Below are 14,290 nucleotides of genomic sequence, written 5' to 3' on the forward strand. Positions count from 1 at the left end.
GGCGGAGGGGGCTGGGCATGGACGGGCGTCCCTTGTATCTCGCACCGCGGCTGGGCCCGCGGCTCGGCTCGCTGCTGGACTCCCCCGAACTGGCGCACACGCTCACCGACGCGCTCGGGTCCCCGCTGCACGTGGTGGTCCCCGACCAGATCGCGGAGAACCTCGACCGGTTCCGGTCGGTGTACGGCGCCCATCACCTCTCCGGCCAGGTGTACTTCGCGCACAAGGCCGCCCGGTCCAGCGCCCTGCTGCGGCGGCTGGCCGCCACGGACGGCGGCGTGGACGTCGCCTCCCTGAGCGAGCTCCAGCACGCGCTCGGCGCCGGTTTCACCCCCGGCCGGATCCTCGCCACCGGCCCGAAGAACCCGGAGTTCCTGTGGCTGGCCGCCCGCACCTCGGTCACGGTCGGCGTCGACAGCCGCACCGAGCTGGAGCAGCTCGCCACGCTCGTCCGCAAGCACGCGCTCCCCAGGGTCCCGGTCCTGCTGCGCCTGTCGGGCTTCGAGGCGACCGGCGTCAAGGTCCTGAGCCGGCGCAGCCGGTTCGGTACGCCCGCGGCCGACCTCGGCCGGCTGCTGGACTGCGTCGAACAGCACGGTGACGCGGTCGACCTGGTGGGGACGGCATACCACCTGGACACCACGAGCGCCGACGAGAAGGCGACCGCGCTCGAAGGCTGCCTGCGGGCCCTGGAGGAGTGCCGCGGGCGCGGGCTGCGGCCCCGCGCCGTGGACCTCGGCGGCGGCTTCGGCCTCGACTACCTCGCCGACGGCGCGCAGTGGGAGCGGTACACGACCGAGCTGACGGCGGCCGTCCTGGGCACCCGCCCGCCCCTGACCTGGGGCGGACACGGCTATGGCCTGCGCAACGAGTCCAGCACGCTGCGCGGCGCCCTCGGCCTCTACCCCGCCCACCGGCCGGCCGCCGGCGCCCGGTACCTCGACCAGCTGCTGCGGCGTCCGGCACCGTCCCTGGGCAGCCGCCCGCTGGGGGAACTGCTGGTGGAGCACCTGTACGACGTGTACACCGAACCCGGCCGGGCCCTGCTGGACCAGTGCGGGCTGACCCTCACGAAGGTCCTGGAGGTGCGCGACGAGGAGCCGGGCGGCGTGCTCCACGTCCGGCTCGCGGCGAAGGCCGACGACGTGGGCCTGGAGGAGCACGGCGTCCTGATGGACCCCCTCCTCCTCCCCCGGGCTCAGGGGCGCGGCGAGGACCGGCCGGTCGCGGTCCACCTCTTCGGGAGCCTGTGCCTGGAGAGCGACCTGATCACGCGCCGCACGGTCTTCCTGCCCCGCCGCCCCGCGCCGGGCGACCTGCTGGCCTTCGTCAACACCGCCGCCTACTGCATGGACTTCCACGCCACCCGCGCCCAGCAGCAGCCCGCCGCCCGCAAGGTCGCGGCCTGGCAGGACGGCGGCTTGTGGCGCTGGTGCCTGGACGATCAGTACTGGCCGACCATCCCCGTGGGAGAAGCGGAGTGAGCGCAGAGTGAGGTACGAAAGCATCACCGAGGCCATCGGCAACACCCCACTGGTGCGCATCGACCCGGCCGTGCACGGCCTGACGCACATCGACCTGTACGCCAAGCTGGAGCTGCTCAACCCGTTCGGGTCGGTCAAGGACCGGGCCGCCTGGAGCATGGCCCGCCCGCACCTGGCCGGCGCGGCCGAACGCGGCAGCCAGGTCGTCGAGCTGTCCAGCGGCAACACCGCCAAGGCGCTCGCCGTCCTCGCGGGCATGCACGGTCTGACGTTCAAGAGCGTCACCAACCGGATGCGCATCCCGGAGGTCAAGGACCTGCTGCTCCTGCTCGGCGCGGAGATCGAGGAGCTGCCGGGACAGAGCGAATGCCTGGACCCGACCGCCACCGACGACCCGCTGACCCTCTTCCACCGGACACTGACCGAGCAGGGCGGCGCCTACCTGCACACCGACCAGTACTTCAACCCCCGCAACACCGAGGCCCACGTCACCGGCACCGGCCCGGAGATCCTCAAGGACCTGGACGGCCGCGCCCCGGACTGGTTCATCGCCTGCGTCGGCACCGCCGGCTCCTCCACGGGCGTCGCCCGCGTCCTGCGCGACAACGACCCCTCGGTCCAGGTCCTGGGCCTGGTCGCGGCCAAGTCGGACTTCGTCCCCGGCATCCGCACCCTCGACGAGGCCCACGAGGTCGGCCTGTTCGACCCCGGCACCTACGACACGATCGAAGCCGTCACCTCCGACGAGGCGATCGAGGGAATGCTGACCCTCAACCGCCGCTGCGGCATCCTGGCGGGCCCCACCGGAGGAGCCGCCTACTTCGGCGCCGTACGGCGACTGCGCGCGGTCGACAGCGATCTGGCGGAGCGCCGGTCGGCGGTGTTCATCGTCTGCGACCGCGTCGAGAGCTACCTGAGCTACGTCCGCGACCGGCGCCCCGACCTCTTCGGGCGCCCGCGCCGCGCGCACTCCCCGGCCGACCTGACCGACGCCGAGATACGCACGGCCCCGGCCATCGGCGTCGCCGACGCCCAAACGTGGATCGGCTCCGGCGAGCCCCTGGTGGTCGACCTGCGCAGCCCCTTCGCGTACGCCGCGCTGCACATCGACGGATCGGTCAACATCGTCGACGAGGTCTTCGGGGAACTCCTGCGCGGCGGCCTGCCCTTCAGCCGCAGCCGGCCGGTGCTGCTGGCCTGCCCGGTCGGCGAGAAGTCCGCCCGCTACGCCGCCCTGCTGACCCGCATGGGCCACCCGGACGTCCGCAGCCTCACCGGCGGCATCATCGCCTGGCGGGACGCGGGCGCGCCCCTGGTGCGGGACTGAGCGCCATGACCACGACGACCGAGGGCCCGGGCCTCACCGACGAGCTGCGGGAGTGGCAGCGCGGGCTGCGCGCCCAGTTCCCGATCATCACCGGCCATCCGGAGCTGGCCTACCTGGACAGCTCGGCCACCGCCCAGAAGCCGCGGGCCGTGCTGGACGCCGTCCAGACCTACCTCACCACGTCCAACGCCAACGCCGGGCGCGGCACCTACCCGTGGGCCAACCGGACCACGGACCTCGTCGAGCAGGCCCGCGACCGGATCGGGCGGTTCCTCGCCGACCCGGCCCCGCAGCGGTCGGCCGTCCACTTCACCAGCGGCACCACCGAGGGCCTGCGCGCCATCGCCCGCGACTGGCTCCCCTCGTTCCTCGCCGACGGCGACGAGATGGTCGTCCCGGTCGCCGACCACCAGGCCAACATCGCCCCCTGGCTGGAGGCTCAGGAGCTGCTGGCCGGCCAGGGGGTGCGCGTCCACGTCCGCCCGATGCCCTACCAGCGCGCCTCCGGCGACTACGACCACACCGCCCTGGCCACCCTGGCGGGCCCGCGCACCCGGTTCGTCGCCGCCACCCACGTCCATCACGTGTACGGCGGGAACATGAACGTGCACCGGCTGCGCGAGGCGGTCGGCCCGCAGGCCGTGATCTGTCTGGACGCCGCCCAGAGCGTCGGCCATCTGCCGGTGTCCGTGGCCTCTCTGGACGTCGACTTCGTCGCCTTCTCCGGGCACAAGGCCCTGGCCCTGCCCGGCACCGGAGCGGTCTGGGCCCGCCAGGCGCGCGGCCCCGCGTTCACGCCGGGCGGCTGGGCCGGGACCCCCAACACCGCCGGCATCGCCTCGCTGGCCTGCGCGCTGGACTGGCTGGACGCGGCGGGCACCGACCGGATCGAGCGGTGGACGGTGGCCCTGGCCGCCCGCCTCACCAACGGGCTGCGCCCCCTGGAGTGCTACGAGGTCCTCGGCTGCCAGGCCAGTCTGGCCGCCGGTACGGCCGTGCAGCGGCGCCAGGGCATCGTCACCTTCCGGCACCGGGGCATCGACTCCGGCGACCTCGGCTTCATCCTCTTCAGCCACGGCTTCATGGTCCGCTCCGACAACCACTGCCAGGGGAGCGCGGGTGAGCGGACCGGTTCGGTCCGGGTGAGCCTGCATGTGTACAACACCGACGAGGAGATCGACCGGTTGCTGACCGTCCTCGCCTCGCTCGCGTGACGCGGCCCGAAAAGAGGAATGGAAACCGTTTCCACCTGTAGCCTCTGCTGCGACCGACACGGACAGGTGCGAGACGGCAAGGTGGCACGACCCGATGGGACTGAGCCTGGCGACGGCGGAGCGATGGGTGGAGCGCTGGGAGCGCCAGCAGGAGCGGTACGCCGTCGACCGTGAGGAGCGTTTCACGGTCATCGCCGACGTCGTCGAGCACATCACCGCGGGCCGCCCGGGCCGGCCCCTCGTCGTCGACCTGGGCTGCGGTCCCGGCTCGCTCGCGGCCCGGCTGGCCCGGCGGCTGCCCGGCACGGACATCGTGGCCGTGGACCGCGACCCGCTGCTGCTGGAGCTGGCCCGTACCCATCACTCCGACGCGGCCCGCTACGTCGACGCGGACATCGGCGCGCCGGGCTGGACCGAGGCCCTGGACCTCGGGCGCCCGCTGGACGCGGCCGTGTCGACGACCGCCCTGCACTATCTGGACGCGGACGCGCTGCTGCTCACCTACCGCCGGGTCGCGGCCCTCCTGCGGCCCGGCGGCGTCCTCGTCAACGGCGACCACCTCCCGCCCGACGCCTCCGGGCTCGCCGGGGTGACGGGGCACGTGGGGCGCCGGCACGCGGCGCGGCGGCGGGCCCACGCCCACGAGGACTGGTCCTCCTGGTGGCGGGCGGTCGCGCGCGATCCCGAGCTGGCCGACCTCCTCACCGAACGCCGGGAGCGCGAGGCCCGCACCCGGACGGCCCCGCCCGTGCCCCTGTCCTCGGCCACGCACGTCCGGCTGCTGCGGGAGGCGGGCTTCGGACAGGCCGGCACGGTCTGGCAGTACGGCGACAGCCATGTCGTCGTCGCCATCCGCTGACGTCCGCCTCCCTCGCCCCACCGGGCTTTCCCCAACCCATTGCCACCGTTTGGTCCGGTCATGACCGTGCGGCGCGCAGGATCGTAGAGGCGACGAACAGCGGCCGACCCTCGCAACACATGCAGGGATCGCTATATGTTAATGTCGCCATACGCGGCCTGGACACAGCGCCCAGGGCACCCCGCAAGCACGAGCAAGGAGTTCCACCATGGCCACCGCCACCGAGCACCGCACCCACGACGACCACGCCCACACCCACGGCGACGCCTGCGGCCACGTCGCCATCCCGCACGGCGACCACACGGACTACGCCCACGACGGCCACCTCCACCGCACCCACGACGGCCACGTCGACGAGTGCGCCGCCCCGGGGCACGCCGTCCACGAGGGGCACGACCACGAGCACGGCGAGGGCTGCGGCCACGTCGCCGTACCGCACGGCACCCACACCGACTACGTGCACGACGGCCACCGCCACGCCGCCCACGAGGGGCACTGGGACGACCACTGAGCAGCGCCGTGACGGGGGAGCCGGGAATTATTGCCACATGCTAATGTCCGCATATGGAGACGATTCCCACTCCCCCGGCGGGCGAGCCGGCCGCGGACCTTCAGGCCGCCAGCGAACTGCTGCGCGCGCTGGCCTCGCCGGTACGCCTGGGCATCGTGCGCGAGCTGTCCGGCGGCGGGAAGTACGTCCACGAACTGGTGGACGCCCTGGGAGTGAGCCAGCCACTGGTCTCCCAGCACCTGCGGGTGCTGCGCACCTCCCGCATCGTCACCGCCCGGCGCCAGGCCCGCGAGACCCGGTACACCCTCACCGACGACCACGTGGCGCACATCGTCCTGGACGCCATCCATCACGCGCAGGAGTAGCACCGCGCCCGGCCCGGCTTCACATGGACATGGATATCATTTTCATCTAACTTGAGGATGACGAGTCCACGAACGCCGGGAGGTGACCTGCCGTGGACGGCCGAAAGACCCGGCAGCGGACAGCGGTCATGCGCGCGCTCGCGGGCTGCCCCGACTTCGTCTCGGCCCAGGCACTGCACAACCAGCTCACCGAGGACGGCGTCCGGATCGGGCTGACCACGGTCTACCGCGCCCTGCGCGACCTGGAGGCGTCCGGCGGCGCGGACGTCGTGCGCGACGAAGCGGGTGAGCGCCTCTACCGGATCCGCCCGGCCGAGGGCCACCGCCACTACCTGCTGTGCCGCACCTGCGGGCGCAGCCGCCCCGTGGACTCCGACGTCGTGGAGGAGTGGGCGCGACGGGTGGCCGCCGCCACCGGCTACGCGGCAGTGCAGCACACCGTCGAACTCACCGGGATCTGCACCACCTGCCACCCTTCCGGCGACAGCAGTGGGGCGAAGAGCAGCATCAATTCTTGGCAATGATTGTCATATCGCACGATCAGTTTCGCGCTCTTGACATTCATTGCCATCTAGCCTGATGCCGGCCCGGACCAGATCCGGCCACTTGCTCGCAAAGCCCCCGAACACCCCCGTCGTGGAGGACCCATGCCCGCGCCCCTGTCCCCGTCCCGCCGTCTGGCGGCCCTCGTCTCCGGCGCCTCGATAGCCCTGCTCGCAGGCTGCGGCAGCTCGTCGGACTCGGGAAGCAGTGCGACCGACCCGGCCACCCCGGCCACTTCGGCCGCGATCCCCGTGGTCGCCTCCACCAACGTCTACGGCGACATCACCCGGCAGATAGCCGGCGACAAGGCCGCCATCACGTCGGTCATCAGCGACCCCGACCAGGACCCGCACTCCTACGAGGCCAACACCCAGAACCAGCTGGCCCTGTCCAAGGCGAAGGTCGTCATCGAGAACGGCGGCGGCTACGACGACTTCATCGGCCGCATGCTGAAGAGCGGCGGCAACTCCTCCGCCGAGGTCATCGACGCGGTACAGGTCTCCGGCCACACCGCGCCCAAGGGCGGCGAGCTCAACGAGCACGTCTGGTACGACTTCCCCGCCGTCGCGAAGATCGCCGACCGGATCGCCGCCGCCCTGGGCAAGGCCGACCCGGCGGACGCCGCCACCTTCACCCGCAACGCCGGGGCGTTCAAGGCGAAGCTGACGCCGCTGGAGGCCAAGGAGGCGGACATCAAGAAGCGGCACGGCGGCGAGGCCATCGGCATCACCGAGCCCGTGCCGCTGTACATGACCGAGGCGAGCGGGCTGGTGAACAAGACGCCCGGCGAGTTCAGCGAGGCCGTCGAGGAGGGCGACGACGTCTCCCCGAAGATCCTCCAGGAGACCCTGGCCCTCTACAGCGGCAAGCAGGTCAAGGCGCTCGTCTACAACGCGCAGACGTCCGGGCCCCAGACGCAGAAGGTCGAGGACGCCGCGAAGGCCGCGGGCGTTCCCGTCGTCCCCGTCACCGAGACCCTGCCCCAGGGCAAGGACTACCTCGGCTGGATGACCGCCAACGTCGACGCGCTCGCCGACGCGCTGAACAAGTGAGGCGGCCGGCCATGGCCCCCGTACCGCGCGCGGCCGACGGCGACGCGCTGATCAGTCTGCGCGGCGGCGCGCTGTCCTACGGTGAGCGCGTGGTGTGGCAGGGCCTCGAACTCGATGTGCGGCCCGGGGAGTTCCTCGCGGTCCTGGGGCCGAACGGGGCGGGCAAGACCAGCCTGGTGAAGGCCCTGCTCGGCCGCCGGCCGCTGTCCTCGGGGACGCTGACGATCCTGGGGCGCCCGCCCCGCGAGGCCAGCCGGCACATCGGCTATGTCCCCCAGCAGGCGACGCTCTCCGCGCACGCCGTGCTGCGCGCCCGCGACCTGGTGCGCTTCGGCATCGACGGGCACCGCTTCGGCCCCCGGCTGCGCACGGCCGGGGTCCGCCGCCGGGTGGACGAGATCCTCGCGTCCGTCGGGGCGTCGGCCTACGCCGATGTCCCCCTCGGCCTGCTGTCCGGCGGCGAACGCCAGCGCGTGCGCGTCGCACAGGCGCTCGCCACCGACCCGCGCATCCTGCTGTGCGACGAGCCGCTGCTCTCCCTCGACCTCAACCACCAGCGCGCCGTCACCGAACTGATCGACGCCCGGCGCCGCACGCACGACACGGCCGTCGTCTTCGTCACCCACGAGATCAACCCGGTGCTGGACCTGGTGGACCGGGTGCTGTACCTGGCTCCGGGCGGCCACCGGATCGGCACCCCGGAAGAGGTCCTGACCTCCGGCTCCCTGTCCCGTCTTTACGGCACCCGGGTCGACGTCGTCCGCGTCCACGGCCGTGTCGTGGTCGTCGGGGCCCCCGACGGGCCGGACGCCCGCCCCCACCACCCGCAGGAACTCCCCGAGACCGACGGAGCCCGCCGATGACGCTCGCCGACGGGGTCTGGCACCAGATCTTCAACTACGCCGACTACGGCGAACTCCTCGCCCTGGTCCGCAACTCGCTCATCGCCGGGGCCGCGCTCGGCCTGATCGGCGGCCTGGCCGGGGTGTTCGTCCTGATGCGCGACCTGCCCTTCGCGGTGCACGGCATCAGCGAGCTGTCGTTCGCCGGGGCGTCGGCGGCCCTGCTGCTGGGGGCGAACGTCGTGGCGGGCTCGATCGTCGGCTCGCTCCTCGCGGCGGGCGCGATCGGCGTCCTGGGGGCGCGGGCCCGGGACCGCAACTCGGCGATCGGCATCCTCATGCCGTTCGGCCTGGGCCTCGGGGTGCTCTTCCTGGCCCTCTACAAGGGCCGGGCGGCGAACAAGTTCGGCCTGCTGACCGGGCAGATCGTCGCCGTGGACACCCCGCAGATGGCGTGGCTGCTGGGCACCTCCGCCGTGGTCCTGGCCGCCCTCGTGGTGATGTGGCGGCCCCTGGCCTTCGCCAGCATCGACCCGGACGTCGCCGAGGCGCGCGGCGTGCCGGTACGGGGGCTGTCGTTCGCCTTCATGATCGTGCTCGGACTCGCCGTCGCCCTCTCGGTGCAGGTCGTCGGCGCGCTCCTGGTCCTCACCCTGGTCGTCACCCCGGCCGCTGCCGCCGCCCGGATCACCGCCTCGCCGGTGCTGCTGCCGCTGCTCAGCGTGGTGTTCGCCGTCGTCTCGATCGAGGGAGGCATCCTCCTCGCCCTGGGCAGCAGCATCCCCATCAGCCCGTACGTCACGACGATCTCGTTCACCCTCTACGTCGTGTGCCGGCTCGCGGGCACCTACCGGACGCGCCGCTGGGGGGCGAGAAGGACGGAGCCGCAGCCGGCCTGAGACACGCCGGTCCCCCGGGGGCGGCGGGGACGGGAGGGCCTCGCCGCCCCGCCCGGGGCACGGGTCTGCCCAGCGGTATCATCGCCGGTTCCGGCCTGCGAAGATGCAGGGATGAGCCCGTCTTCTAGCTTCCCCGGGAGATACCGATGAGGATGCTGATCAACGTTCCGGAGACCGTGGTCGCGGACGCGTTGCGGGGGATGGCAGCCGCCCATCCCGAGCTGGTCGTGGACGTCGAGAACCGGGTGATCGTGCGGCGGGACGCGCCGGTCGCCGGAAAAGTGGCCCTGGTGTCGGGCGGCGGTTCGGGGCACGAGCCGCTGCACGGCGGTTTCGTGGGCCCCGGCATGCTGTCGGCGGCGTGTCCCGGCGAGGTCTTCACGTCCCCGGTGCCCGACCAGATGGTCCGCGCGGCGGCGGCCGTGGACAGCGGGGCCGGGGTGCTGTTCGTCGTGAAGAACTACACCGGCGACGTCCTGAACTTCGACATGGCGGCCGAACTCGCCGAGGACGAGGGCATCCAGGTCGCGAAGGTCCTGGTCGACGACGACGTCGCGGTCACCGACAGCCTGTACACGGCGGGCCGGCGCGGCACCGGGGCGACCCTGTTCGTCGAGAAGATCGCGGGCGCGGCGGCCGACGAGGGCCAGCCCCTGGAGCGCGTCGAGTCGATCGCCCGGCAGGTCAACGAGAACTCCCGCAGCTTCGGCGTCGCCCTGAGCGCCTGCACCACCCCCGCGAAGGGCTCCCCCACCTTCGACCTGCCGCCGGGCGAGCTGGAGCTCGGCATCGGCATCCACGGCGAACCGGGCCGCGAGCGCCGTCCGATGATGACGTCCGGGGAGATCGCCGACTTCGCGGTCCACGCGATCCTGGAGGACCTGAACCCCCGCAACCCGGTCCTCGTCCTGGTCAACGGCATGGGCTCGACGCCGCTCCTGGAGCTGTACGGCTTCAACGCCGAGGTCCAGCGCGTCCTGGCCGCGCGCGGGGTCGCCGTCGCGCACACGCTGGTCGGCAACTACGTCACCTCGCTGGACATGGCCGGCGCGTCCGTCACGCTGTGCCAGGTCGACGAGGAGCTGCTGAGGCTGTGGAAGGCGCCGGTCAGCACGGCCGGGCTGCGCTGGGGCATGTGACCGTACGGAGCGAGGAGTTGCCATGCTGGACGCCGACTTCTTCCGCCGCTGGCTGACGGCCGCTGCGGATCTCGTGGACCGTGAGGCGGACCGGCTCACCGAGCTGGACTCGCCCATCGGGGACGCCGACCACGGCGCCAACCTGCGGCGCGGCTTCGCCGCCGTGGCCGCCGTCCTGGAGAAGGAGGAGCCCGCGACGCCGCGCGCCGTCCTCCAGTTCGCCGGACGCCAGCTCATATCCACCGTCGGCGGTGCCTCCGGGCCGCTGTACGGGACGCTGCTGCGCGGCACCGGCAAGGCCCTCGGGGAGGCGCCCGAGGTCAGCGAGGCCGAGTTCGCGGCGGCACTCAGGGCCGGGGTGGAGGCCGTGATGCGGCTCGGCGGGGCCGCGCCGGGCGACAAGACCATGGTCGACGCGCTGGTGCCGGCCGTGGAGGCGCTCGACGCCGGGTTCGCGGCGGCGCGGGCGGCGGCCGAGCAGGGGGCGGCGGCGACCGTGCCGCTCCAGGCGCGCAAGGGGCGCGCGAGCTATCTCGGTGAGCGCAGCGTGGGTCACCAGGACCCGGGGGCGACGTCGTCGGCCCTGCTGATCGCCGCGCTGGCCGACACCCGAGGGGAAGGGCAAGGGGAGGAAACGCCATGAGCGATCAGAAGCTCGTCGGGATCGTGCTGGTCTCGCACAGCGCCGCCGTCGCGGAGTCCGTCGCGGACCTCGCGCGCGGTCTGGTGGGCGACGGTACGGCCGTACCCGTGGCCGCCGCCGGGGGCACCGAGGGCGGCGGGTTCGGCACCAGCGCCGCCCTGATCACGCGGGCCGCCGCCGAGGTCGACCGGGGTGCGGGGGTCGCCGTCCTCGCCGATCTCGGGAGCGCCGTCCTCACCGTCAAGGCACTCCTGGAGGACGACGAACTGCCGCACGACATCCGCCTGTTGGACGCGCCCTTCGTGGAGGGGGCGATCGCGGCGGCGGTCACGGCGGCGACCGGCGCGGACCTGACGGCCGTGGAGGCGGCGGCCGGGGAGGCGTACGCGTACCGGAAGGTGTGACGGGAGGTCGTACGGTGGGCGGGGCGGGCGATCATGGACGCGGCATCCCCGCCCCCGTACACCTCCCGAGAGAGTCCGCCATGCCTGTGCTCCCCGATCCGGCCACCCTCCACCCGATGCCCGGCCAGCCGCGTGTCGTGCTGCTGAAGCCGCTGGTCACGTCCCCGCTGATCGAGGTCGGGGAGTTCTCGTACTACGACGACCCGGACGACGCGACGGCCTTCGAGACGCGCAACGTCCTCTACCACTACGGCCCGGAGCGGCTGGTCATCGGCCGGTTCTGTGCCTTCGCGACCGGCGTGCGGTTCATCATGAACGGCGCCAACCACCGCCAGGACGGCCCTTCCACGTTCCCGTTCCCGACCATGGGCGGCGCCTGGGCCGACCACTTCGACCTGCTCACCGGCCTCCCGGACCGGGGTGACACGGTCGTCGGCAACGACGTGTGGCTCGGGAACGGTGTGACCGTGATGCCGGGGGTGCGGATCGGGCACGGCGCGATCGTCGCGACGGGTTCCGTGGTCACCTCCGACGTCCCCGACTACGGCATCGCCGGCGGCAACCCGGCCCGCCTGATCCGCTCCCGGTTCGGCGCCGAGGACGTGGCGAGGCTGCTGGCGCTGGCCTGGTGGGACTGGCCGCTGGAGCACATCACCGCGCACGTGCGGACGATCATGGCGGGGAGCGTGGACGAGCTGGAAGCGGCGGCGCCGTAAATCCGGATGCGCGCTGCCACCCGACCGGGCTAAGGTCGTTTCCATGTACGGATTCCTTCAGATCTACGGCTGACACGGCCCTCACAGCGCCCCGCGCGATGCCGCCGGGCCGCGCTTCGTCGTGTCCTGAATCCCTAGATCTGAAGTGAGTGTGATCGTCCATGTCCCGTCGCCGTGCCCATATCGCGATGGTCGGCATCCCCGCTGTCAGCCACGTCCTGCCCAGTCTCGACGTGATCCGTGAACTGGTCGCCCGCGGCCACCGGGTGACCTACGCGAACGACCCCGCCGTGGCCCACCTCATCGAGCCGACCGGCGCGGAGCTGGTCCCGTACACGTCCGTCCTCCCGGTCGCCGACAACGACTGGCCCGAGGACGCGATCGGCGCGATGTCCGTGTTCCTGGACGACGCGGTCCAGGCCCTCCCCCAGCTCCGCGCCGTCTACGACGCGGACCCGGCCGACCTCTACCTGTACGACATCGGCGCGTACCCGGCCCGCGTCCTCGCCGAGTCCCAGGGCCGCCCCCTGATGCTGCTCTCCCCGACCTTCGTGGCCTGGGAGGGGTACGAGACGGAGGTCGCCGCGCACATCTGGGCGCTGCCGGGCGCGGACGCGTACCGGGCGCGGTTCGACGCGTGGCTCAAGGAGTCCGGGGCGTCGACGCTCGCGATGGAGGAGTTCGCGGGCCGTCCGGCGCACACGGTCGCGACGATCACGCGGGCGATGCAGCCGCAGGCGGACCGCGTCGACACGTCCACGGTGACGTTCGTGGGCCCCTGCTTCGATCCCGCCGAGGGGCACTGGGCGCGTCCGGCGGACGCGGAGAACGTGCTGCTGGTGTCCCTGGGCTCGGCGTTTACGCGCCAGCCGGAGTTCTACCGGCAGTGCATCGCCGCGTTCGGTGACCTGCCCGGCTGGCACGTGGTCCTCCAGATCGGCAAGTACACCGACCCGGCGGACCTCGGGACGATCCCGGCGAACGTCGAGGTCCACTCCTGGGTGCCGCAGCGGGCGATCCTCGACCGCGCCGACGCGTTCGTCACCCACGCGGGCATGGGCGGCTGCGGCGAGGGCCTCCTCGCCGGGGTCCCGATGATCGCCGTCCCGCAGGCGACCGACCAGTTCATGAACGCGGACCGGCTGGTCGAGCTGGGCATCGCCCGCCGCCTCGACACGGCGGACGCGACGGCCGAGGCCCTGCGCGGTGCCCTGCTGGAGCTGACCGCCGACCCCGAAGTGGCGCGCAGGTCGGCGGAGTTGAGGGACGCGGCCCGCAAGGAAGGGGGGACGAGCCGGGCGGCCGATCTCGTCGAGGAGCTGATCTAGCTCCGGACGAACAGCTTCGCGAGCCGCTCCCCCACCGCCAGCGCCTCCGCCCTGTCCTCGATCGGCTTGACCCGTGAGTCCTTGAAGACGATGTACGTCACCCCCGAGGACACACCCCCGGTGCGCGGGTCGGCCGGGATACCGAGGGCCTTGGCGGTGGCGTAGGACGCCTCGCCGATGATGTCGTCGGGTCCGGTGTCGCCCACCACGGCGTACTGGACCCGGCCCCGGTAGATCACGGCCGCGACGGAACCGGCGTGCACCCCGCTGTCCCGGTGGTTCCAGGTGGCGCTCTTCATGGGGACGACGATGTAGGGCAGCGTCTCCGCGCTGAGCTGGCGTCCGTCGGACTGCTGGAAGGCGGTGGTCGGCGCGAACAGCGGATCGGCGTCCCGGTTGCAGTGCCGGCCGGGGCGCCCGTCGCAGTCGATGTCCATGTCGGCCTTCCAGAACACGGCGTCACGGGTCCCGCAGACGGGTACGGTGCGCCGCGCGCCGTCGTCCGTCCGGTACTTGCCGCGCGAGACGGGGTCGCAGCCCCGCACCTTGGCCAGCAGGTCGGCCGCTGCGACGGGGCCCTCGGAGGTGGGGAGGCCGAACGCCTGGGGGACGGCGGGCGAGGTCGGCGCGAGCAGGGCGAGGCAGGCGACGGCGAGTGTCAACGACTGGGGACGCACGTAGAGAAACCCTCTCCGCGGGGGGACTTTGACGGACACTCAGGTAAATCTGGCGGCCTCCCGCCACCTCGGCCACCTCAAGGGGGCCGTACGGTGCACGCGCGCTGACGGTCCGGCAGAAGGGCCCGGTGCCCGGTTGCGCCGTACGAAGGAATCCGTCACCTGCCCGGCGGCTCCCGGGGTGCGTGCCCCGGGCGGGCCGCTTTGGCTTGCCGCATGCGCACACTTCAGCTTCTTGTCGGTGCCGGGGCGAGCGCGGCGGCCGTCGCGCTGGCCGCGGCACCGAC

Annotated in this window: 16 protein-coding genes; 15 read left to right on the plus strand and 1 reads right to left on the minus strand. The window is 72.7% G+C overall.

The genetic code is table 11. The features are described from left to right. The first annotated feature begins 17 nt into the window (after positions 1-17). The 15 genes from AOK24_RS13495 (at position 18) to AOK24_RS13565 (ending at position 13,326) form a co-directional block, all read left to right on the plus strand. Positions 18-1,484 (plus strand): alanine racemase, encoded by a 1,467-nt coding sequence (locus tag AOK24_RS13495; protein WP_055720300.1) that lies wholly within the window; start codon positions 18-20, stop codon positions 1,482-1,484. A 7-nt stretch (positions 1,485-1,491) separates the two neighbouring features. Beyond that, positions 1,492-2,811, plus strand: coding sequence for a pyridoxal-phosphate dependent enzyme (locus AOK24_RS13500; RefSeq protein ID WP_055720301.1), 1,320 nt, complete (start codon positions 1,492-1,494; stop codon positions 2,809-2,811). 5 nt (positions 2,812-2,816) lie between these two features. Then, a complete protein-coding gene (locus AOK24_RS13505; RefSeq protein WP_055720302.1) occupies positions 2,817-4,025 on the plus strand; it encodes an aminotransferase class V-fold PLP-dependent enzyme in 1,209 nt (402 codons plus the stop codon). Positions 4,026-4,119: 94 nt separating this feature from the next. Next, entirely contained in the window at positions 4,120-4,884 is a 765-nt protein-coding gene (locus AOK24_RS13510; protein WP_055720303.1) for a class I SAM-dependent methyltransferase, read from the plus strand. Positions 4,885-5,092: 208 nt separating this feature from the next. Further along, positions 5,093-5,395 (plus strand): hypothetical protein, encoded by a 303-nt coding sequence (locus tag AOK24_RS13515; RefSeq protein ID WP_055720304.1) that lies wholly within the window; start codon positions 5,093-5,095, stop codon positions 5,393-5,395. Positions 5,396-5,448: 53 nt separating this feature from the next. After that, positions 5,449-5,760 (plus strand): ArsR/SmtB family transcription factor, encoded by a 312-nt coding sequence (locus tag AOK24_RS13520; protein ID WP_055720305.1) that lies wholly within the window; start codon positions 5,449-5,451, stop codon positions 5,758-5,760. Between the two features lie 92 nt (positions 5,761-5,852). Beyond that, positions 5,853-6,284, plus strand: a complete 432-nt coding sequence (locus AOK24_RS13525; protein WP_079056801.1) for a Fur family transcriptional regulator — start codon at positions 5,853-5,855, stop codon at positions 6,282-6,284. 123 nt (positions 6,285-6,407) lie between these two features. Beyond that, positions 6,408-7,355: a metal ABC transporter solute-binding protein, Zn/Mn family gene (locus AOK24_RS13530; protein ID WP_055720306.1), complete on the plus strand. Its 948-nt coding sequence runs from the start codon at positions 6,408-6,410 to the stop codon at positions 7,353-7,355. 11 nt (positions 7,356-7,366) lie between these two features. Further along, on the plus strand, positions 7,367-8,218 hold the full coding sequence (locus AOK24_RS13535; protein WP_055720307.1) for a metal ABC transporter ATP-binding protein: 852 nt from the start codon (positions 7,367-7,369) through the stop codon (positions 8,216-8,218). Beyond that, the gene (locus AOK24_RS13540; RefSeq protein WP_055720308.1) at positions 8,215-9,096 is read left to right on the plus strand and encodes a metal ABC transporter permease; all 882 of its coding nucleotides are present in this window, start codon (positions 8,215-8,217) and stop codon (positions 9,094-9,096) included. The genes AOK24_RS13535 and AOK24_RS13540 overlap by 4 nt, the downstream gene beginning before the upstream one ends. A gap of 146 nt (positions 9,097-9,242) precedes the next feature. After that, positions 9,243-10,235, plus strand: coding sequence for a dihydroxyacetone kinase subunit DhaK (gene dhaK / locus AOK24_RS13545; RefSeq protein WP_055720309.1), 993 nt, complete (start codon positions 9,243-9,245; stop codon positions 10,233-10,235). A gap of 22 nt (positions 10,236-10,257) precedes the next feature. Continuing rightward, positions 10,258-10,878, plus strand: a complete 621-nt coding sequence (dhaL, locus tag AOK24_RS13550) for a dihydroxyacetone kinase subunit DhaL (protein WP_055720310.1) — start codon at positions 10,258-10,260, stop codon at positions 10,876-10,878. Beyond that, entirely contained in the window at positions 10,875-11,282 is a 408-nt protein-coding gene (gene dhaM, locus AOK24_RS13555; protein ID WP_055720311.1) for a dihydroxyacetone kinase phosphoryl donor subunit DhaM, read from the plus strand. The genes dhaL and dhaM overlap by 4 nt, the downstream gene beginning before the upstream one ends. Before the next feature lie 80 nt (positions 11,283-11,362). Then, entirely contained in the window at positions 11,363-11,998 is a 636-nt protein-coding gene (locus AOK24_RS13560; protein WP_055720312.1) for a CatB-related O-acetyltransferase, read from the plus strand. 161 nt (positions 11,999-12,159) lie between these two features. Beyond that, positions 12,160-13,326 carry a macrolide family glycosyltransferase gene (locus tag AOK24_RS13565; RefSeq protein ID WP_063799441.1) on the plus strand — a complete coding sequence of 389 codons (1,167 nt, stop codon included), beginning with the start codon at positions 12,160-12,162 and terminating at the stop codon, positions 13,324-13,326. Here AOK24_RS13565 and AOK24_RS13570 read toward each other — a convergent pair. Then, the gene (locus tag AOK24_RS13570; protein ID WP_055720314.1) at positions 13,323-14,003 is read right to left on the minus strand and encodes a glycoside hydrolase family 75 protein; all 681 of its coding nucleotides are present in this window, start codon (positions 14,001-14,003) and stop codon (positions 13,323-13,325) included. The two genes, AOK24_RS13565 and AOK24_RS13570, sit on opposite strands and share 4 nt — an antisense overlap. Positions 14,004-14,290 lie beyond the last annotated feature (287 nt).

Source organism: Streptomyces niveiscabiei, assembly GCF_001419795.1.
Lineage (GTDB): Bacteria > Actinomycetota > Actinomycetes > Streptomycetales > Streptomycetaceae > Streptomyces > Streptomyces niveiscabiei.